We start from the raw sequence: 21,148 nt of genomic DNA on the forward strand, positions 1-21,148 counted from the left end.
CAGGCGGGTCACAGCAAGCAAGTTAACGAACCAGATCAATGTCCTTGGCGTATACGAAGCCTTCGGTGGTGGTGATTGGTACGTTGGACGGGCTGCAAAAAACGTCGTGTTTGCCAATGTTGTTTTCAGCACGATAAGACCAGTCGAGCTCCTGGATTACCTTCTTTTCGCGAAGTTCTGGGATTTCTCGGCATTTATCAGCAATAGTATTCGTAATGTTGAAAACGAATTTGTACATATCGAATCCGAGTTCGTAGACCCTTCCGTCAAGCCTTAGGCTAGGCTTTTGGCAGAACATTTCGAGGTCTTTCATGAGATTTGCGGCGTAGTCGAAGATCTCAGCGATATCACTCATTTCCCTCTGCACGAATCGCAACTTGGCTTTGTAATTTTTATTTTTCTCGTCAGGTATCGTGTTATCGATAAATGATTTCACGCTTTTTGCGAGCACTTCTAGTGGTATTAGAAGGTGTTGCGAATGGCTAACGAGAACATTTTCCTCGACCTTGACATGGAGACGAACTTCGTCGACGTCGCCGACATGGTGAAAATAGTTTCTGACAATCCGAAGCATTTTGAATTCTGGAGCAGTTTTGATGCTGCAGTTGAATAGCTCAAGCAGCTTATCAGCCGTAGAGTGGAGGTTATTCAGGTAGGTAAACAGCGTGTTGATGTCCCGCTCTTCAGAATGCCTGATGTCCAACAATTCGCGCTGGCTGTGAAAATACCGATCAATAAACGTGTACTTCTCCATGTGTCTAGGCTCCACTCCCCGACTGATTTCACATTTTATATACTGAGGCGCAAGATTGTTCGAACTCGTGCTCATTCCCCCCGTTCTGCGCACAGTCTATTGCGTAACGCTTTTTAAACTCTACCGGTGACAGCTGATTGTTGAAACCATGGCGGCGTTTTACGTTGTAGAACATCTCGATGTAATCGAACACATCACTACGAGCATCTTTCCGCGCTGTATAGATATTTCGCTTGATCTGTTCCTGTTTCAGAAGTTGGAAAAAGTTCTTGGCCACGGCGTTATCATGGCAGTTGCCTCGAGGAAGACCTCAAAGTGGCTCGTGAGCTTCGCTACCTAATCGAGCCAGCTGTGAGAGCGGAATGCACCCTTCACGCGCGATGAACGCTGTGTCCTCCGCCTCCGTCGGCATCATGTACAAGATGTCGAGCGGAAGCTCAGCGCCAGCGGCTCTCAACTCACTCTTAAGTCGAGCGAGCGGCGCGCCGGATGGGCCCACGACCAACACGTCGTAATCGCTGCCGACACCACGGAGTGACGACCCAAACATGAAGGACTCGAAGTACCGCAACGACGGGCAGGCCTCGAGTAGAAAGCCTGCCACTTCCGCTGCTGTCATCAACCCTTCAGCAAAATCGTTCTGAGGTCTTCCCACTTCAGTACTTTGCATCCCAGCTCCCGACCTGCCTCAATGGCGCTTGGAGCCGGCGATCCATTGGGATTGATGTTCCACGCAACGTCCACCGCACCGAAATCGTCCCATAGGCTGCGGACGGCATCGGCTGTTGGCTCATACTCCCAGATCATCCCTATTCTGAGCGAGCGTCCACCCGAAAGGGTAAGAGTGAACACACGATCGAACTCACGGCGGACGTTCGTTACGTAACGTAGCTGCAGAATCATTCGGTAAGAAAACGCATAGTTTTTGTGAGACGCTTTCCTCACTGAACCCTTCGGAATTGCCGACCCAAGTGTTCCGTAATTTCCCCATCCTATCGGCTTTTCCTCCAGGAAGGCGATTGCACCACCTTCCCAAACGCACTCTTTGCGATAGCCGCAGAGGAAATCCATCTCCGGCCATTGCTGGTGGTACCGGGCAGCCAATTCGGCGTCCATCTTGTGGGTGTCACTGATGACAGCCAAAACGTCTGGCTGCTCACGAACCGAAATGCGGATAGCGTCGCCTCCTGCGTGTTCTGCCAAGATGACCCCACTTTCACGCCGGATGTTTTCCAGCGCATATTTCACCTGCCATTTCATGCAAAAATTCCATCTATTTGTACTGGATAGCGAATAGCGCGGCCGGCTACGCCACAGACGTGGCGCTCAACCAGCCCTCGAACATGCTCCTGGTATTGGGCAAATGCCTCATGCTCGGCCTCGTCCATGTGATGCTGGTTCGCCGTGATGATGCGCTGGATACGAAAGTGATTGGGCAGGATGACGTTGCGCATCCTGTGCAGCCAGGTGTTCGCTGAGTCTGACTCCGGGTCGTACTCGAAGCTTGTTCCTTCGCAGGGAGCGAGCCGCGTGTGGATCGCTTTGTTCTCGGCCATGGCGGCCGTGATGGCGCTTCTGACCTGCGAACGCTCCTCGTAGGCATACACGCCCTGCTTGTTGGCCAAGGACGCGAGGTGGTTGCTCTTCCACATCAACAGAGTACTGCGATTGTACGAGGGCGAGTTCTTGTCGATGGTCTTATGGCAGCTGGGGCACAGGAGCAGGAGGTTTTCAAAGGAGTCGGCTTCGAACTCGCCAGCAGGCCGCTCCTCATGACGTGGGCCCTTTTCGCCATGGGGGATCACGTGCGCCATCTCCGCGATGTGCTTGTCACCGCCCATCTCGGCCGGAAATAGGGGTTGCAGACAGTCCGGGCGCTGGCAGTGGCCTGCCGCCTCCGCGAAAAGCCGAAGCTTGGTATCCTGTGGAATGTGCTTTCGATCTGCCATGCTAGCGCCCCCAATATTCGAGGTGCGTAGCTTAGCGGGAGACGGTGCAGACTCATAGGCCGACCTAAGGCGAGTCCGACATCAAATGACGCAGTCGGCTGCGATTTTGCCGGACGCTAGCGCCTGATGCGGTTCTTCAGCCAGTCAACAATCCCACCACCTGAGGTACGCTTTGCGCCCCTCAGATCTTATTCCAAGGACGATATGACCGCCTCGAAAAAGAAAAGCGCTGCTAAGCCAAAGGTGCTACCGGCACCCCATTCTGGGGCGAACCAACCGATAAACGAGGCAGACTTCCAAGCTGCGATCATCGCTCGCTTGCGCCAGGCCCTACCCTTGCTGCCGGCTAACATTCGTGCCGAGCGCTATTTGAACTTAAAGCTCGGCCACCATCACATTGCAGTCGATGGGAGCGGAAAAACTAGAGATTTTTTCAAGGGCCGGTCGGACGTAGTCATGCTTCTCGACGATACACCGCTGTTGCTCGCTGAGCTGAAAGCTCCGTCTGTGGCTATCACTGATGAAGACGTCGACCAGGGGCTTTCCTACGCCCGGATCCACCAACCAATGGTGCCACTGGTACTGGTCACGAATGGCGATCAAGCGTCGACCCGACTTGTCCTGACCTACGATGGAACCACAGTTTCAAGCGATAAAGCGGATGCTGCAGGTTTGGAGAAGATTCTCTTAGCAGCGTCGAATCTGGCACGCAGCTCAACCGAGGGCGCAATTCGCAGTTTGCTGGGACGTGACCCGAAAATCTGGGGAGCCATACTTAAGAAATGGAATGCCGAGGAGATCAGCAGCCGAACTGGCGCCATACCTGATCTGCACCGAGCCATTGCCGAGGGTTTTCAAATACCCCGCCAGGCTGTAGGCCAAATCTGCAACTACGTCGAAAGAGGCGCGAAAGTAGTCGTCCTGCATGGGGCTCCGCTATCAGGCATCACGGGGACACTGATCCAGCTGATCGAGAAGCTCGAGAAGGCTCCTGTCCTCTACGTCGACCGCAGAAGCTCGGGCGATATTCTACAGTTTCTTTCATCCCGACTGACCCGAGAGCTTTCCATCGGGGTTTCCCGGGATGACGTTAGGCAGTGGCTTATTACTGGTCAGTCACTGGCAGGACTCATTCTCGTCGTGGACGGAGTACCGACCGGTGAGCTGGAGGAGCTGCTGCACCTTGCAGAGCTGAAGCGCCTCCAGCTCGTATTCGGGACTGATAGCGGTACGTTCGAGTCACACAGTACCTTGGCTGGCCGCATTGAAGAAACGATGCTTGGCCGCCTGGCAACACCGGTTGAGCTTGAGGATTTGTCAAACGAAGAGTTCGGGGCTGCACGCGAGCTTTTTGTGAAACTCAAATACGCGCATTTTTTGACTGGCGCGCAGTTGATTCCTGATCTGCGTCGCCCGCGTCAGCTGCGGCTTATCGCGTCCCTTCTACCCCGGCATGTCCCGAAGCGTAAATCAGCAACTGATGGCTCAAGATATGAAACCCGCCTGGTAATCCCTCCGATTCCCGATTTTCGGATGCTGGAAAGGGCGAGCAACCTCATCGGTGCAGACCCTCAGCTGAAGCACGATCTATCAAAGCTTGCCGCCGCCTATCTGGTCGATGTGACGGAACACGGTCGAGACCAGCTGCGAATCATCGAGACCTACGGGGCACCGTCGATCGATCCCGATATCCTGGAGCGGTCACTCGGCGAACAGCGAATTGAACGCCTGCGCAGAAATGGCGTTATTCATTGGATAGACACCCGGACGCTCGGGCCAAGGCTGGTCGTTCGATTCCCAGAGCAGTTGGCTCATAACATCTCTGCCCAGTGGGCGGCAGACCTAAACAAGCAAACGGACGCGGACAACCTCAATACAACCCTGCAGCGCATACTCCAGCAATCGCGTTTCGTGCCCGAGGGAGATCTCTGCGTCGCAGCAGCCATCTCTCGAGTTACTGACGGTAACCACTTATTCCTAATCGTCAACACACTGATCGCCGCCGAGCCAGAGCCCACCTTCCTGACTGAGGGATCGACGGTCGAAATACTAGCGAAGGATGTCAAAGGCGTACGAATTCAATTCGGTGAAGGAATGAACGAGCGGCTGCCCGGGGATATGCAGCCTTGGCTGATTCTGAGCCACTTGGCAATGACGCCCATGGACACGGGCGATGATGGTACGTCGGTGAACTTGTTGATTGTCGCCACCTTGGGCAATTCTGAAGATCTGATTTTCAAACCAGCGCCTCGCGACCTCAGAGACACTCTTGGCCTACATACCCACGACATTCCAGGTGTTGGCTCAGTACTATGCGTGAATAGCGGAATTGTGGAACCTCTCATGCAGGCCATGTACTTGTGTGCATCACACCGTCCTGATGAACTCCATCAATTGGTAACGCATGCGTTGCAAGAAGATAAGCGCCATCTAGCGTGGCGCCTGGTGATTCTTTGCAGTCTGCTGAGAAATGATAGCGACCCGAAGGCCAGTGCCGCCGCTCGCGCGGCCTTGCAACGGCTGGACAAATACTGGAAAGCCTTCATCGCATCCGATGACGCTAAAAACGACAAGGGCAGCGCTTAAACCATAAGCGCCCCCGGTAAGTCGGTTAGAGCGTGCCTACCCTAGCCGATCACCTGTTGTCGTAATTTTTGAGGCGCGCCCAGATGCCATGCGCCTGAGGCGCTGCTTCTTCCGGTTGATGGCAAGAGTGGCAAGCAATCCCACCACCATCAGAATCGCATTGCCCGGCGAGCAATAAGCTGCCCTTCTCCTGGAAAATGAATTTTTTTGAGTTGTCCGTCAGATCTGCTCCTAAGCGCGGAATGTCATTTTGGCGTCCATTTCTGCGGCGATTATGCTGAGGGTACTGGTGTCGTAGTGGACGATTTCATAATCGCCCTCAAATACATTCGGCACATGCAGAGTAATCCGAAGTGAATAGCCCCGGATTTTCTAGACACCTCGCAGGCTCATTGCGTAACGCTTTTCAAACTCTACCGGCGACAGCTGATTGTTGAAACCATGCCGGCGTTTTGAGTTGTAGAACATCTCGATGTAATCGAACACATCGCTGCGAGCATCTTCCCGTGTGGTGTAGATTTTCCGCTTGATCCGTTCCCGTTTCAGAAGCTGGAAAAAGCTCTCGGCCACGGCGTTGTCGTGACAGTTGCCTCGACGACTCTTGCTGGCAACCAAACTGTTCTCCTTCAAAAAACTGCGCCAGTCGGAGCTGCTGTATTGGCTGCCCTGGTCGGAGTGAACCATCACCTCCTGTTTCGGTTTACGCCTCCAAACCGCCATAAATAACGCATCAATGGCCAAATCACTGGTCATCTGCGACTTCATTGACCAGCCAACAATCTGACGAGAAAACAGATCTAGCACCACGGCCAAAAACAGCCAGCCTTCATACGTACGAATATAGGTAATGTCGGTTACCCAAACCTTGTTGGGTTCCACGACATCGAACTGGCGCTTCAGCAAATTGGGTGAAGCGACCGCTGGCCAGTATCTATGCGCGCGAAGTAATTCCGTCTCAACTCGCGATGAGGCGTCCTCTGGTTCTCTTTAACCCTGCCAACCTCGAAGTCAGCGTGTCCTACGATCTTCAAACATGAGACAAAGATTGTCGCAACTAGGCACGTCCGCCTGAATGAAGTTCGGTAGCAAGCATGTGAACCCTTTTTTCACTATGCATCCCAAATACCAGTAAATGCTGGAGAACCTTCACCGCATGAATTTTCAGATTTCTACAGAGACTCATCACCCCTGCTAAAGCTAGGGGCGGTTGGCATCTGAAATGCAGGTGCGAAAGTTGAGACTTAAAGCGGAGACCCCGCTTCAGGATCAAGCAGGTGTACGATTTCAGGGATTTTGTCTTCCAAAACCTTGATTAGCCTTTGTCGTAGGCGCGCATCCTCGGTCTTATGGAGTCGGATCTTCTCGATGGCCAACGCCATCACGAACTCCATGGCTGCCTCTCCTCGTTCGTATCCATAACCTGCGGCCAGGCGATAGATAATGTCCGACATCGCCAGGCTTTGGGTTTCATCGGCACGGTAATCCAGCTCGGTTGGCAACGCAGCATGGAGGAATGCCGCCTGAATCACACCGTCGTCGAATCTTGAAAAGACCTCTGGCGACAACAGCACTTGTTGGAGCTCACCTGACTCCAGGCGTTTGGCGTTCGCAACTTGTTCGCCGTACCTGGCGTTTTGCAGAATCCACAAGATGGTCAGGAAGATGTCCGTGGACGTTGCGACCGTGACGTTAGTTTTCCCTTCGGGCTTGCCATCCACGAACGCGAAGCCTTGAGCCAGCGTCATCGACTCTCCAGTCTGGCTGCTAGGCCAGAAAGGATTCAACGCCAGTCCCTGGGCAGGCGCTTGGTTAAAGACTTCCATTCGCTTGCTGATCGGTTCAGAAAATTTGCTGCTGATCGAATGCAAGGACTGAAGCAGATCGCGCTCTTCCTCCCAGTGCCGCGCGCATGCCAGTTCAGCAGCAGGGATCTCGATGTAGGTTTTGAAGATAAATCGGCTATGGCCTTTCGCCGGCTGTGTCAGGTTGGCATGCAGCTCCCTCATCATCTGATAGCTTCGGCCGAACAGCGTTCCTGCTATGTAGAGACGCGTGCCACTCTGCTGGGCAGTACGCAACCGTCGACTAACGCTTTGCAGCCGAGAGCCACGCTCAACTGCAGCAGCCAGGACAATCACCGAACCATCGAATTTCGTACCGGCGTCGAAATCATCAAACGACACCCTGTTTTCGATCTTAACTCCACACCCTTCGAGGTAAGCGATGGTTTTGTCCGCTAGCTGGACACTTGCTTCATCGTTATCGTGAATGATCCACCGCGTGGATGAAACCGCTTCTTCCAGCAGGACGGTGTCGAACCATTCCTTGAACCCTGGGGTTTGAATCAGCTTGCTCTTGTCGACATGCACCGTTCGCGCCCGGGCGCCAGGCTTGTCCTGTCTGAAACAGCTGAACAGGCCTTCGCCCATGTACAAGTAGAACTTGGGCTGGAGGATCGTTGGGGCGTGGTCAGTGGTGATGTTCAGGAGCCTGGGGTCGCTGTGCTCAGCCACGAACCGCTCCCCGTGAATCCGAATGAGCCGTGTGCCACCAGAGTCTCCCTCATTGAGCACCTCAAAGTCAGCTGGCTGCTTCAGAGTGTACAAGATCGAACAACTGTCCGAAGTGGGCTCGAACGACAAGATAGTGGTCACAAGACACGAGTCAGCACTGTTGATCTTTACCCACTGGTCTGCCAGCCCGCATCGAGTGGAGGCCGAGATTAGGCACATCGCGGACGCGCCTTTCGGCAAAGGCCCATCCTTGACCAAGCCTTCATGTGAGTGGAAAGAGCGAATGTCCGCGAAAAGTGGTTGCTTGAAACGCATGAGGTACATTTGCAAGGAAAAAGCCAATGGCAGTAATGCGATCGTGTCTAGGTACAAGATATCGGGGGTGGCTTGCCCTTTGTCTTTGATCTTCTTGATGAGTGGCAAGCACGCAAACGCCAAGAAATGGGCGTGGTGCGCTTCTGAGAACAGATCCTCAGCACGGATGAAATAGTTTGAGGCGCGAGACGAGGGTTTTGAGTAGAAGAATCCCGCGGGCGCTTTCTTCAATACATCGGAGCGCTTGACCAGGCTAGCAAGGCCAGCTTTTGCGATGGCTCGTGATTGAGCCTTTATCACCACACCTACCTTGGTGCCAACGCCTGAAACATGCACATAGTCGGTGATCGCACCTGTCTCATCGTAGAAGCCCACCCCGTACGTTTGAGGTGAGCCCGGCCCCTTTCGCTCAAACTGAGCCATCAGTGGCGAAGCTTTGTCAGCCTTGTGAGCTTTGAACTCTTCAAGCGTGTATTTGGGAAGCAGGAACAGCAGCGCATCCGGCATAACGTGGCGGGGCAACTGAGTCTGCAGGGCGTGAGCAATCTGGCTTCCGGTGAAGAAGTCAGGGCCAGTGAAAAAGACAGCGAGATGCAAGGGCTTGCCGTCCTGACGAAGCTCGGCTTCGAAATCCATGAGATCGAACATTGTCAGCCCACCGGGATGCAAATAGTAAATACTGTGCCTTCAGCGGCGGCCAATCGTTCCTTAGTACCCCTGACTGACGGTTCGAACTCCATCATTCCACTGCGTCCTTGAAAAGCCTGATTTAACGAAAGGCGCCCTGTACGTACTCGTACGTAAGCCTTAAGTTTGTTAAGCGCCTGTAGCGCGAGATAAAGTCCCATTCCGGACGCACCTGCGTCGGGTTTGGAGGTGATATGGCTTCTGAAGCAATCCAATGTCGCTCGCAGCTCATCATCGAAGTCGAGTTTTTCAAGACTATCGACCGGACGTCCTTCTTTGGCCGTTAGCCAACGCCTAGCAAGGCCTGGCCCGCTGTCGATGACCGAAATTTCGAGGAAGTCCAAGGTTTCCGACTTCAAAAAAAGCTTCAGTATGAAGCGTGCCAGTTCAGGCTCTCGGTCGGAGTAAGCCAAGGCGTCTTTGCGGCTGATCCGATTGAGTTTGATCGAGGTACCACGCAGCGCCTTTTTGTATTTGATTCCAGAGACATCAGTCACTGCATGCTGATCAGCGTTATCAATCAACTCTCGCAGAACACTCCCCAGTTCGGGAAGCCCAGCTTTAAGCAGAGTCGCCCTGTCTTGTTTCGCAGTCATTAATTCCGATGACTGTGCAATCAAGTGGGAAAACCATGAGTGAGGCTGAACATGTGGCGAGCTATGATCGAAGTAGAAAGGTTTAATAAATTCCCGTTTTGCGAAGTTGACACTGAACAGGTTGATAGCCGTAGGTCGAGCACCTTTTGTGCTGGAGGTGTTACGGATGTCGCCGACAAACATCGCCTCAATCAAAGGCTTTATCGCCAGCAGGGCTTCACGACGGTCTACAACTTGGTGATCCTCTGCATGGATCTCGCTGCTCATGATGAGCGCGAAGAGCCCAGCGGCGCTTTTGGCTATTTGAGGGATTTGGGCTATAGCCTCCTCAACCGGGGCGTAGAGATGCAGGACTGACTGCTCACAGGCCCGGGCCCAGGTAACGATCAACTGAGCGAGGGCCGCGTCTACCCCTAGCCCTCCACCATGGCTCATGCTGATCGGCAGCCTGAGTTGTGGATCCGTACCTATTGAGTCGTACAGGCTTTCGATGTCGTACAGGTTTAACTTACGGCTGATCTGCATTCAGGCCTCACGTTCCCTCGTTGGTTACGCACCGGTCGGCTACCACTTGTTGACGCTTGGGTAGCCGGAAATTTATGGAGAATGTACTCGAAACGGAAAAGTTCGGCGATCCCAGCCCCCCCCCGTGATGAACCGAGACGTTCCAGCCATTCCCTCCGTTGGTATCGACCAATATGCCAGAAATTGCTGATATTGGCCAATTGCCATTAGTGATGGCGTTGCCGTAATTGGAAGGCGCCGCCCCACCTTCTCCGATCTGCAGAGCTCCAGTGGTTGCCAGGTTTCCAGTAAATTTTCGCAATGCAGGGATGTCATGGTGCGTACTTCTAGCCCATCGAATAAAGGAGGGCCTGCGGCAAAGCAAGGTTTCAAGTATCAGGATCACGTGACCGTCAATCGCGGAGAAACTGCACAAAGGGTATCAAGAGCAGGCGGGTTCAATCACGCTAGGGTGAGCTGAGTCGGTCCAGTATGAATGAAGCCGCGACCCTAAAAAGGGCGCGGCCCCATTGAGAGCTGTCTGTCATGAACATCATTTATGAACATTCAGCTCCACAATTTGAGCAAGGCGCCGGACATGGCGATTTCGGGACTCTTCGTGAATATCTACGATGTCTTATCCTCCTATTTCAGGTTGCCCATCTCCAAGCAGACGCTGCTGCCGTTGTACTGGACGAACAAGGTTCATAAACACATATAGATGAACAACTACTTCAATTCATAGAACGCTAAGCCATCTATAACGGCGCTTGGACCGACACATGAACATCTAACATCGCCCACTTGTTAAATCGTGTTTCATGGGCAGAGCTCTGACTTTTGCTCTAAACGTCGGATCTCACTACGGACTGCGATTCTTGATGAAATAGCTGCATCGAATACATGTCCTGCTTATGCCCAGCCTTAATCGACTGTCATTTGGCGGCATCGGTTAAAGCTCATGCCGCCGAATGACAGTCGGTTACTGCGCGAGCTCATCAAAAACAGAGCACCGTCGACTTAACGCCTGAGTTCCACCTTGTAGAATTGCGTCTCTATCATCAAACGACGCCGATCTGACAGCACCGCGCCTTGAATCTGGCTCGCCAATCGTACGTAAAACTTGCACTCTCGTTGGTTGGCCAAATCGGAAATTGGTCGAGTTGCCTGAAGAAAATCTTCATATGTTCTAGAGGTGTTAGACATCAATGCGGAATAATTGGGAAGCGCTTCAGCATCCGCTTGTCGAGTCGACGGCCACGCTGGTTCAAAGCTAACTGAGTCGTCCTTCAAATAGACCGTAAGAAACATCTCGGCTTTACCTGCTTCATTCGCCCAGCAAGGTGGAAGATCACCACCCTTCCCTCTATTTAGTTTGTTTTGTAGAAACTGAACCTGGCCCTTCAAATCACTATTGGTTTTCTGCAATGTTGTAGGATTCAACCCAAATTTCTCTGCTTGAACATAAGATTCGGCATTCTTGACTATCTTCGAAATCTGCTCGGAAGTCGGGCTGCCATCCTGTCCTAATGCAGTCTTTAACAATTGCTCGGTTGCATTTAGAGCGCCGATTCGTTTAATGACATCCGTTGGTTGAGCCTCGTTTTCATCGTCAGGGTCTATCACCAGTTTTTTGAGCTGCTCATAGGACATCATCGTTTCCAGAATCAGACGTTTGGCATCCTCTCCTTTATTTTTACTACCAACCTCTTGCAAAGCTTTGTCGATCGCTGCAAGCGTTGTAAGAAGCTCATCTTTCTGCGTTAGCAAAACCTTGAGACGGCTGGCCTCTTCTTTTGCTTTGGAAGCGTCAACGAGCTTCGAGATGATTTCTTCAGGATTTTTCACCTTAAGCGAGATCAGCCGTGTCTTGAGCTCATCACTTGCGAGCTTGATGGCATGTTCACGCTCATCAAGATTCTGATAGGAGGACACTTTGTCTGACAACGCCAAATTCTTATGAGCGAGTTCCCAAACATTGTATCCCATCAATAGAAGCAAAATAAAACAAAGAATGATCCAGATTTCTGTGAGTGAAAGCTGAAACACCTGATCGCTTTTAGAACTCATCAGGCGGTTCTCATCTCTTCCGGACTGGATTTTTCCAGCGCCAACGTCGCTTCGGTAATGGACTCTAGCGAAGGCCCATCGACTGTTTCATCGGTGTTTGGTGTGTGCTTCTCAGACTTGTTGATGAGATCAATCTTACCCATCAGCTCATCCATTAAATATGAATGAGCCGCCTCAAGGCTGCGGTTACTTGTCTCGATGTTGGCGGCCATAACTTTGTGCTCATCGGTACTGGCTATAACTGCTTCAACCAAGGGCATAAGTGTTGTGCGCAAACCTTCAGCTAGTGTTTCGTTGCTTTTGATGCCTGCAACACTGATGGCGCGCAGCGCGCCTGATACTTCCTGAGTGATACGCTCTAATGCACTATCGTCTCGAACAGTGGTTTGCAACTCTTCAAGTTTGTCGACCACTTTAGCGAAAACGTGCTGGTTAGCTTTCATGTCTGCCATGAAGTCTTCACGCTGATCATCCAGAGAGTCCAGATAGTCCTTTTGAAGACCCTCCACTTGCTTCATAACATCCTGACTTTGAGCTTTCATAGACTCCACAAGACGCTCTTGATTTTCTACGATTGAGCCCACTGCAGTAATCGCCTGACCTATCGATTCCGTCTTAGTATTCAAACTGCGAATAGAAGTACCCACCATCCGTACAGCTGTCTTGACGTCTAGCGCCAATGTCGAGACACCTTCGTTCAGATTTTCTGTAGTTCCTGACAGCGTATCAATAGCCGGGTTTAATTTTTGCGAGAACAGGTCATCCGGGAACAAGGTGTGGTCAAGCCTGTCTTGCGCTTTCTTGCCAAAATCGAGGGCGTGGCACTCCATACGATCAAGGGTTTGCTCACTTTTCTCACGCAAGCCATTGATGGTGATCAGTAAGTTCGTACTCGCTTCATTTGCTTGAGTGAGGATGCGCTCAAATGCATCATTACTTTGACGCGTGGCATTAGTAAAAAAGGATTCCATCGTGTTGGTACTGTGCTGCGAAATGGCGGTGATCTGCTCATGGACGCTTTGTACCGCCTCCTTGGACGCTGCCATAACTTGATCTCTGAAAACCTCAAGCTGCTGGCTGGCAGCATCAAAAGACATTGCAAGATTTTCGGCAGACTGAATGGCCCGTTCCTCGACGCCCTTCACCGCATCATTAGTGTCAACCCTAAACCCTGTGTGAAAGACTCGTGCGGCCATACCAATCGCGGTACTCACCATGGCTGCACCGAAACGCGCTGCCATCCCATTGAGATTGTCACCAATAGATTTAATGTCGATCAGACAAACAATAATGCTGAATACAGTGAACAAAAAACCCAGGTAGTACACCGAGTCGGCAAACTTTGCGAGCGTGAGTTGGGTGTTCCATTTTTTCCTAACCTGGTAGCCAACTGCCCAGTAGCCAACCATCACCACCAACGGAAGAACAAAACCCAGCCACTGAGGATCGTTCAACTGCAGGCTTGCATAGGCGAAAGCTGCTTTAAGGACTAATGCAACAATAAAATAGCTTTTCACTCGATGGACGAGATTGTCAGGTTCCATTTACAACCCCTCCATTGCATCAATTGATTCAACTGAAGACCCATTGGCCTCGAAATAGTGAGCCCAAAAATCACCAAGACGGTTGGTTTGAGGGGTTTTCTGTTCATTTGCCAGCAAATTAATCGTTACGCTGACACCGCTCAGTCCTAGTGCCTGAGCATTACGGCCATAGGGGGATTTCGCAAAGTCTGAGTAATGGGCAGGTACTCCTTTGTACATTGAAAACCCGGGCATGTTCGCAATCATGTCCGAATAGATGATGAGCTTGCGATCACCCTTCACATTGGCATGCTCGAAACCGTTGATGCCTACTAACTGAAGCATCTCAAAAATGGGCGACAATTTGCTGTGCTCATCCAACGAGATCTGTCGCACAACGGCGTCTAGTGGTTTGGAAAACTTATCATTGAAGTCTTTATCAACAAACTTCTTAGTCGCCGTGAACTGGTTACGATCACTCCATTGGCCAGGGTTACAGCGTTCGAAAACGGGCTTTTCGTACTGCTCAAATTTCTCTCCTAGCAGGAATACAGAAAGCATGTAGCCTTCAGGGATATCGTTCAACACCATAATCTTTAATCGCTGGGTCAAAGCCGACTTCTGAGTAAATGGGAACGGCGAAGTATTATCAATCAATACGACGTATTGACCCTTTGCCCCCCCACTGGGGCAAAGTGTTTCTTTGTCCAATGTCTCGTGGCTCAATTTGTAGTAGCCAATGCCACAGAGTGCCATGACCAGTGCAACACCAATCACGCTTCCCCAAACCCAACTTCCGACACTGCTTTTACGCTTGGCATAAACTGACATTAGTTATCCCCTTATACCAAGTCTTGCAGCGGCTGAAGCTGGTTGTACTGTTTATTAAAGGAGGACTGAATTCTCGACCTGATAGGTTCAACCTGAGCGACCATATCCTTCAGTAAGTGCTCTTGAGTGTGCAGGCGCGCCTCATCTGTTTGAGTACAGAAATCTGGCATTTCCAAAACCCCAAAGGTAACAGGGTGGTCAAAATACTCTGGTGGTGGTGCATCCTTAGGTCGAGCCATGGAATTTGCATTTTGATAATAGCGGGTCAGACTTTGCAGCGTTTCATCAGCCATGACGAGCGTTTCGCTCACCTGCTTTTTTACGATCGACTTTTGGCTCATGTTGAATTTAAATTTTTCGATTTCTTTTTTAGCAACTTGCACGCCATTATCAATCTTTTTCAAAACTTCAGATTTCTCGTTTTCGAGTTTGTCTCGCAGCCCTTCGATTAGTTCAATGTAGTTGCGGTGAGCCTCAGAATATTGCCCCCAAATAGTGGCATAAGCTGGATAGCGATCTGTAAAGCTATAGCCATCCCATAGAGCAATGAATCCAAATAAGATGGTTCCAAAAAACAAGATTAAAGACTCAAAATCCTGCACGGGGAATACACCCGCCAAAAAGCTTTGCCATACAAGTGGAAAGGCGTTTTGACTTCCATCATCGTAGGCGGTCAATACATAGCGGAAATATGAGATTAATACCCCTAACATCAACATGACGGTAATTGCTAAACAGAAAGAAAACCAACCCCATACTCGGCGTGTGCTTCTAATGTGATTTTTATATCGAAAACCGTATCCAGCGATAAAGCAAATGATCACGTTAAAAGAAGACAGCATGAAAGCCATCATGAATCCGCTTAACAAACCACCTTCTAGACCAGATCCGAAAAACGTAGCGTTTAGAGCACCCTCCAGGACGCAACAGACTAGCACCAACATTATTTTGAGAAATTTGCTGCCGCTAGTGGGACATTTCGCAGGAGTGTTTGGCAGACCATTCTTACTACGGAAATCACTCAGGATTTGGAATTTTATTTTTGTATCTGCGCCAAAATCCTTAATGCGAGCGTCCTCGCGAGTAAGGTGGTGGTCGGATGTACGAATAAACTCGTTTCCCAACTCGATAGCGCGGTTTATTTCTGACGTGATGTCTATCGAATCCAGACGATTCTGAATCTGCTTATTGCGCTGTTCCCCGTATTTCACTGTCTGCTCTCGCATACGACCAAGCTCCGCGCGGACCGCGTGTTCTGCAGCCGTGAGCTGTGTATCACTGCTACGCGGGATTCCCTTTGCGCCCTGCTCTTTAGCAATTCGTTGAAGATCAAGTTTTTTCTTAAGTTTCTCAGGATCGATTTTCGGGATTAGCGGTTCGCTATGCTCTGTTTCTTGTCCCGAAAAAAGGGATGCAAAAAAAGCTAAGAGTCGTTTTAGAAAACGCATCTGAATATTTACACTCGTTGTTTTTCAATGATTTCTGACTTTCTTTGCGCGCACGAACGCCTAGACATATGTTGCCTAGGTGTCCGGTTCGGAGGGCGGATCAGCAGTACTCGTCGTCCATAACGTATTTTCGCATCAGATAGCCACTATGATGGCTAAATGATGACGCCCTCACTGTCTTGTGGCAAGCATGAAAAGCAAGATCGAGCGCATGATCAGGAAGCTGATAGATAAAAATTGGCTCTCCCGTTTGAATGCTTAACGGGAAATCAATGCTTTAGCCTAAAGTTCAGTGAGCCTGTCGCTCCTTGGCATGCAGTAGCCATAGGGTATGTAAACCCGGAAAGGATTGGTCTCTATTGGTCACGCGCCCACAACATTCGACCCAATCCCCCTCACACAAACCACTCGTCGCCCCCACCCCCACGCCCCCCCTCTTCGCCTACCCTCCGTTCTGATCACCGCGCAGTTCCAGCGCTGGCTTGTGGTGAACACGCGCGAAATAACTACCCTGCCCATCAGCTATTTCGCAATGTCTTCAATATGAATTGATCGGAGTTTCCATGACAGGCAAAACCGTCCGCGATGTGACGTATCAGTTGCTACGAGAACTGGGGCTTACCACGATGTTTGGTAATCCTGGCTCGACTGAGGAGACCTTTCTCAAGGATTTCCCGGCCGATTTTCGCTATATCCAGACCTTGCATGAGTCTTCTGCGGTTGGCGCGGCGGATGGTTTTGCGCAGGCCAATAGGCGTCCGGCGATCGTTAACGTGCATACCAGTGCCGGGTTGAGTAACGCCATGAGCAATATTTTGACGGCGTTTCAGAACAGAACGCCGTTGATCATCACCGCGGGTAACCAAACTCGGGACATGTTGCTGATGGAGCCGTGGCTGAGCAATATTGAGCCGGCACTTTTGCCCAAGCCGTGGGTGAAGTGGAGTTATGAGCCGGTTTGCGCTGAAGATGTCCCGGCCGCGTTTATGCGCGCTTACGCTATCGCCGTGCAGCCGCCTGCAGGCCCGGTGTTTTTGTCGATTCCATTGGATGATTGGGATAAGCCCGCCAGAGGCCCTGCCCTTGTGCGTTCGGTGGCCACACGAATAGCTCCAGACCCTGAGGTGCTCAGTGCGTTTGCTCAGGCGTTGTCCAACGCCACTAATCCGGCGCTGATTTATGGTGCGGCCATCGCCCGTGGCCAAGGGTGGCCGCAAGCCATTGCCCTGGCCGAGCAGTTGCAGGCCACGGTGTACGCGGCGCCTGCCTCTGAGCGCCCTCCTTTCCCGGAAAGCCATCCGCTGTATGCCGGCGGCTTGCCTTTTGCCATTGCGCCTTTATCGCAGAAGCTTGCCGGCCATGATTTGGCCATCGTCATTGGCGCCCCGGTGTTTCGCTATTATCCCTACGTTGCCGGCGACTACTTGCCTGCGGGCTTACGCCTTTTGCACATCACTGACGACCCCAGTGAGGCAGCTCGCGCACCGGTCGGCGACAGTGTGCTGGGGGATGCGGTCCTGTCACTTGATGCCTTGATTGCTCAGGTCAAGCCGCGCCCTGTTGGCAGTGCTGCGGTCAAGCGCCAGGCACATGGCTTGGCTCCGCACCCGGCAGCCACGCACGCAGAAAGCACCGATGGGTTGTTGTCATCGCTCAGTGTGTTCCAGGCACTGCGCGCTGCAACGCCCGCCAATACGGTTCTGATTGAGGAGTCGCCTTCTAACCTCGCAGAGCTGCACAGCGCATGGCCTGTGGACCAGCCCGACTCGTTTTATACCTTTGCCAGTGGCAGCCTGGGCTGGAACCTTCCGGCCAGTATCGGTATTGCGTTGGCTGAGCGTGACAGCGGTCGCAATCGCCCCGTGCTGGCGATCATCGGCGATGGCTCGTTCCAATACTCCATTCAAGGCTTATGGACGGCGGTGCAGCACGAGTTACCGATTCTCTTTGTCGTGCCTCGCAATGGGCAATACGGGATTTTGAAGTCCTTTGCCGTGCTGGAACAAACGCCGAACGTGCCGGGGCTGGATTTGCCAGGTCTGGATTTTGTCGCTCTGGCACAGGGCTATGGCGCCCATGGGTTACGCGCCACTACCCTCGATGAGATCCGCAAGGCCTGCCGCGAAGCCTTCACCCGTAACGTGCCAACGGTACTGGAAGTGCCCGTGCAAGCGACCATACCGCCGCTACTTTGACCTGCTCCGGGTATTAAGTCAGAGCACTCAGTCCTGGGTGCTCTGACATTTATTACCTCAAGCCGCGTCTGCTGCCGGCCTCGGCCCATCGTAATCGCCAGCCGGCTGCCATTGGGTTGGCATGTCCTGCGGAAAGCTCTTGAAGTAGTAGCGCCCCTTCGTCACCAGACTGAAAATGACGTGCAATACCGGTCCCACCAACATGGCGATGAACGAGGCGTAGTACATCGGGTAAGCACCCAGAATCCCGGCGGCGCCAATTGCTACGGCGATCAACAAACTGAATACGCCGCACGGATTCCACGAGCGCAGGTGCTCACGACGGAACTCGACGAAATCAGTGGGTGCCAGGTTGAATATCTTCCGGCAAACCAGGTAATCGGCAAGGATGATGAACACCCACGTGTTAGTCAAAATTCCGGTGATCGCGAGGAAGGTGCCGGTGTACTGAAGCACATTGCACACGTAAAACAGCACGCCCAGTAACCAGACCAGCAGCATCCACCACTGTCTGCCCGGACGATAATTGAACGTCATGTCCATGGTGTTGGACAAGGCGATCGAGCCCGAATACAGGTTGAGCACGTTGATACGGATTTGCGTGACCACGGTGAAGATCACACCCGTGAGTGCGATCACAGTCGGGAAGATAAAACCTGGGTCCATAGCCTGAGTCAGCTTGTCACCCTGAGTAATGTGCGGGATCAAGGTGTAAGCCAATAACGCTCCGCACAACATGACAGCGACCATAGGCACCATCATCCCCAGCATGATGGTGGCGGTACCTTTGTGGGTGATGTTCGGTTTGGCAAATCGCCCGTAGTCCGTAGCCAGCAAGCCCTGGAAGACAATCTGCCCGTTAGCCATATTCATCACGGTCCACAGCGCAGTAGCACTGTTTTGACTTTGGGGCAGCCAACCGGAAGGACCGACCACTTCATAATTTTGAGTCAACTGATAGAGGCAAAAACCGAACAGCACCACAAAAATGGGTACACCCCATGTTTGCAAAAACTGCATCGACGACATGCCTTTCCATACGAACCAAATAGTCACGATGCCGATGCCAGCGAAGATTGCGACGCCCCCCCATGAACTGACTTCCACTCCTGCATAATGTGCGATCGCATGGGATACGATTGTGCCTTCGAACAGGAAATAGAAAATGAAATTGATTGCGTAAATCAACGAGGTAAACGCCGACCCCATATAGCCAAAGCCCAGTCCTCGTGTCAGCAAGCTCAGTGACAGTCCCTCTTTAGCTGCCAACTTCATAACGCAGGCACCAATAATTGTTGCCAGCACCACCAAATAGGTAATTGGCAGCAGCATCGTCGGCCATCCCACTTGGTAGCTCATATCGGCGCCTAAGCTGAACCAGAACATGGCCGTGGAATTACCCAGAAGAACCAGAATAATCGCCGGGATTGGCCAGCGATAATGGCTGGGTACACGCCCTACCGCATAGTCTTCCACAGCCTCTGCTTCGGTAATGTCCTGGGGGCCTTGAAACCATTCTTTAAACTTGCTCATGGCGTTCACCTCGTTTTTATTTATTAAGATCCCCTCGCATGGAACATGCGATAGAAACGGGTCAGTAACTAATACGGCTTAAAGCAGGTGATGATGCTGTTAAGTGTTAACTGATTTAACTACTGTGCAATTTGGTAGGCGTGGGCAGCCCGTAATACGGTTGCATCGTCAAAATAACGACCGGTAAACATGAGTCCGACGGGAAGACCGACGACATCTTTACAAGGTACCGAGATCGATGGGTGGCCGGTCAAGTTGAACGCTGCGGTATTACACAGCATGTTCAGGGCTTGGGAGATATGAGCGGCTCTGTCCACTTCTGGCATCGGCGGAACTTCATGTGCTGTTTGCGGTGTGGTCGGCATCACCACTAAATCGAAGCGCTTGAACACCTCGTCGTAGACAGTTGTCAACTGGCGCGCCAAATTACGGGCTCGGCCGTAAAACACTCCGTGGTACTGCTCCTTCATATAGTGAGCGACCATCACGCTTACTTTGGCAGTGGGTGAAAAGTCACTGGCGTTGGATTTAATCGCTTTAGACATCGCCGACATCTGACGGGTGTTGTACCAGGCTTTAGTGCCATAAGCGTTAAGGCCGTGGAAGAACGTGTCGATACCGCCTTCGGTCGCGATGCTGTTCCAGATGGGGACTACGTTATTGTGCTCTGGTACCGAAATACTCTGCACTGTGGCGCCTAAATGCTCGAGCAGTTTGATTGCTTCTCGCACCGCTTCGTTGACCTGAGGCATTGACCATGGCGTATTGAAACCTTCTTCAACCACAGCGATACGCAGTCCTCGCAGAGAACCGCTCAACGCCGCGGTGTAGTCAACTTTCTCTATGGAGTCGGGCTGCCGAGGATCGCTCCACGCTTCGTCTTTGCCGGCTATGGCGGATAGCATCAAAGCAACACTTTCCACGTTTTTGGCCATCGGTCCGATATGGTCGAGCGTAAGGTCGTATCCGGCAATTCCGCTGTAAGGCACCAAACCATGCGTTGGTTTGTGCCCTACGATGCCTGACCAGGACGCAGGTATTCGAATGGAGCCTCCCTGATCGCCACCGATTGCAATGTCTACCTGGCCGGTTGCAACGGCGATCGCGGAACCGCAAGAAGATCCGCCTGCCACATGTTTTGCATTGCGTGGATTTAGCCCCGGCCCATAGGTACTGGTATGACCCGCACCCGAAAAAGCAAAGTCGTCCGTATTAAGCATCGCGGTTATATGTCCGCCCGCGTTGATGATCCGGCTTACGATCGGTGCGTCTACATCGGGCACATAGTCGTAAAGCAATTTCGAACCGCAGGTGGTAGGGATACCGGCAACACAGATGGTGTCTTTAACACCGATTTTCATACCGCTGAGTGAACCTTCAATCGGTGCAGCCGACCTGACGTCGCACGTACGCACAATTGCGTTGAAAGGATCGTGCTCCCGCGTCGGCCGACTACCAGGGATACGAATGGCTGCAACGTTTGTCTGGATGACCTCGGGTATTTGATCAAGTACATCATAGTGCACCAGATTATCGGCGATCATTTGCTCGACCACACTTAACTCGTGCTCGGTCAGATGAACATGGGTTGACTCGCTGATGTTAAGAATATCGCTGCGAGAAGGTCTGCGTAACGTCATGAAA

The 21,148-nt window shown here is 51.9% G+C and carries 13 protein-coding genes and 2 pseudogenes; 2 read left to right on the plus strand and 13 right to left on the minus strand.

The genetic code is table 11. From position 1 onward, the window contains the following. Positions 1–22: 22 nt before the first annotated feature. From QMX84_RS00445 to QMX84_RS00460, 4 genes and pseudogenes are all read right to left on the minus strand, one after another. Positions 23–754 (minus strand): hypothetical protein, encoded by a 732-nt coding sequence (locus QMX84_RS00445; protein ID WP_261760985.1) that lies wholly within the window; start codon positions 752–754, stop codon positions 23–25. A 28-nt stretch (positions 755–782) separates the two neighbouring features. Next, a pseudogene (locus QMX84_RS00450) lies at positions 783–1,055 on the minus strand (IS3 family transposase); the annotation flags it as partial. Between the two features lie 317 nt (positions 1,056–1,372). After that, positions 1,373–2,014 carry a hypothetical protein gene (locus QMX84_RS00455; RefSeq protein WP_261760986.1) on the minus strand — a complete coding sequence of 214 codons (642 nt, stop codon included), beginning with the start codon at positions 2,012–2,014 and terminating at the stop codon, positions 1,373–1,375. Continuing rightward, complete coding sequence (locus QMX84_RS00460; RefSeq protein WP_282362811.1) at positions 2,011–2,703, minus strand: HNH endonuclease signature motif containing protein; 693 nt, start codon at positions 2,701–2,703, stop codon at positions 2,011–2,013. Before QMX84_RS00460 ends, QMX84_RS00455 begins: the two co-directional genes overlap by 4 nt. 204 nt (positions 2,704–2,907) lie before the next feature. Here QMX84_RS00460 and QMX84_RS00465 point away from each other — a divergent pair, with 204 nt between their 5' ends. Beyond that, positions 2,908–5,289, plus strand: coding sequence for a type I restriction enzyme HsdR N-terminal domain-containing protein (locus tag QMX84_RS00465; RefSeq protein ID WP_282362812.1), 2,382 nt, complete (start codon positions 2,908–2,910; stop codon positions 5,287–5,289). Between the two features lie 372 nt (positions 5,290–5,661). Here the strand turns inward: QMX84_RS00465 and QMX84_RS00470 are convergent. From QMX84_RS00470 to QMX84_RS00500, 7 genes and pseudogenes are all read right to left on the minus strand, one after another. Then, positions 5,662–6,204: pseudogene (locus QMX84_RS00470) on the minus strand (IS3 family transposase); the annotation flags it as partial. 326 nt (positions 6,205–6,530) lie between these two features. Continuing rightward, a complete protein-coding gene (locus QMX84_RS00475; protein WP_282362813.1) occupies positions 6,531–8,765 on the minus strand; it encodes a hypothetical protein in 2,235 nt (744 codons plus the stop codon). A gap of 2 nt (positions 8,766–8,767) precedes the next feature. Continuing rightward, entirely contained in the window at positions 8,768–9,925 is a 1,158-nt protein-coding gene (locus QMX84_RS00480; protein WP_282362814.1) for an ATP-binding protein, read from the minus strand. Positions 9,926–10,924: 999 nt separating this feature from the next. Beyond that, complete coding sequence (locus QMX84_RS00485) at positions 10,925–11,974, minus strand: hypothetical protein (protein WP_282362815.1); 1,050 nt, start codon at positions 11,972–11,974, stop codon at positions 10,925–10,927. After that, the gene (locus tag QMX84_RS00490; RefSeq protein ID WP_282362816.1) at positions 11,974–13,518 is read right to left on the minus strand and encodes a hypothetical protein; all 1,545 of its coding nucleotides are present in this window, start codon (positions 13,516–13,518) and stop codon (positions 11,974–11,976) included. The genes QMX84_RS00485 and QMX84_RS00490 overlap by 1 nt, the downstream gene beginning before the upstream one ends. Beyond that, positions 13,519–14,328 (minus strand): hypothetical protein, encoded by an 810-nt coding sequence (locus tag QMX84_RS00495; protein WP_282362817.1) that lies wholly within the window; start codon positions 14,326–14,328, stop codon positions 13,519–13,521. 11 nt (positions 14,329–14,339) lie between these two features. Continuing rightward, complete coding sequence (locus tag QMX84_RS00500; RefSeq protein WP_282362818.1) at positions 14,340–15,776, minus strand: hypothetical protein; 1,437 nt, start codon at positions 15,774–15,776, stop codon at positions 14,340–14,342. 563 nt (positions 15,777–16,339) lie between these two features. Here QMX84_RS00500 and mdlC point away from each other — a divergent pair. Continuing rightward, a complete protein-coding gene (gene mdlC, locus QMX84_RS00505; protein WP_282362819.1) occupies positions 16,340–17,971 on the plus strand; it encodes a benzoylformate decarboxylase in 1,632 nt (543 codons plus the stop codon). A 57-nt stretch (positions 17,972–18,028) separates the two neighbouring features. Here mdlC and QMX84_RS00510 read toward each other — a convergent pair whose 3' ends face one another. Continuing rightward, positions 18,029–19,504, minus strand: a complete 1,476-nt coding sequence (locus tag QMX84_RS00510) for a cytosine permease (RefSeq protein WP_282362820.1) — start codon at positions 19,502–19,504, stop codon at positions 18,029–18,031. Positions 19,505–19,623: 119 nt separating this feature from the next. After that, positions 19,624–21,144, minus strand: coding sequence for an amidase (locus tag QMX84_RS00515; RefSeq protein WP_282362821.1), 1,521 nt, complete (start codon positions 21,142–21,144; stop codon positions 19,624–19,626). Positions 21,145–21,148: the final 4 nt, after the last annotated feature.

Origin of the sequence: Pseudomonas sp. PS01297 (assembly GCF_029959305.1) — a bacterium.
GTDB lineage: Bacteria > Pseudomonadota > Gammaproteobacteria > Pseudomonadales > Pseudomonadaceae > Aquipseudomonas > Aquipseudomonas helleri.

Bases quoted from the DNA above. Each gene is read 5' to 3' on its own strand.
- QMX84_RS00445 (WP_261760985.1), bottom strand. From the start codon at position 754: ATGGAGAAGTACACGTTTATTGATCGGTATTTTCACAGCCAGCGCGAA.
- QMX84_RS00455 (WP_261760986.1), bottom strand. From the start codon at position 2,014: ATGAAATGGCAGGTGAAATATGCGCTGGAAAACATCCGGCGTGAAAGT.
- QMX84_RS00460 (WP_282362811.1), bottom strand. From the start codon at position 2,703: ATGGCAGATCGAAAGCACATTCCACAGGATACCAAGCTTCGGCTTTTC.
- QMX84_RS00465 (WP_282362812.1), top strand. From the start codon at position 2,908: ATGACCGCCTCGAAAAAGAAAAGCGCTGCTAAGCCAAAGGTGCTACCG.
- QMX84_RS00475 (WP_282362813.1), bottom strand. From the start codon at position 8,765: ATGTTCGATCTCATGGATTTCGAAGCCGAGCTTCGTCAGGACGGCAAG.
- QMX84_RS00480 (WP_282362814.1), bottom strand. From the start codon at position 9,925: ATGCAGATCAGCCGTAAGTTAAACCTGTACGACATCGAAAGCCTGTAC.
- QMX84_RS00485 (WP_282362815.1), bottom strand. From the start codon at position 11,974: ATGAGTTCTAAAAGCGATCAGGTGTTTCAGCTTTCACTCACAGAAATC.
- QMX84_RS00490 (WP_282362816.1), bottom strand. From the start codon at position 13,518: ATGGAACCTGACAATCTCGTCCATCGAGTGAAAAGCTATTTTATTGTT.
- QMX84_RS00495 (WP_282362817.1), bottom strand. From the start codon at position 14,328: ATGTCAGTTTATGCCAAGCGTAAAAGCAGTGTCGGAAGTTGGGTTTGG.
- QMX84_RS00500 (WP_282362818.1), bottom strand. From the start codon at position 15,776: ATGCGTTTTCTAAAACGACTCTTAGCTTTTTTTGCATCCCTTTTTTCG.
- mdlC (WP_282362819.1), top strand. From the start codon at position 16,340: ATGACAGGCAAAACCGTCCGCGATGTGACGTATCAGTTGCTACGAGAA.
- QMX84_RS00510 (WP_282362820.1), bottom strand. From the start codon at position 19,504: ATGAGCAAGTTTAAAGAATGGTTTCAAGGCCCCCAGGACATTACCGAA.
- QMX84_RS00515 (WP_282362821.1), bottom strand. From the start codon at position 21,144: ATGACGTTACGCAGACCTTCTCGCAGCGATATTCTTAACATCAGCGAG.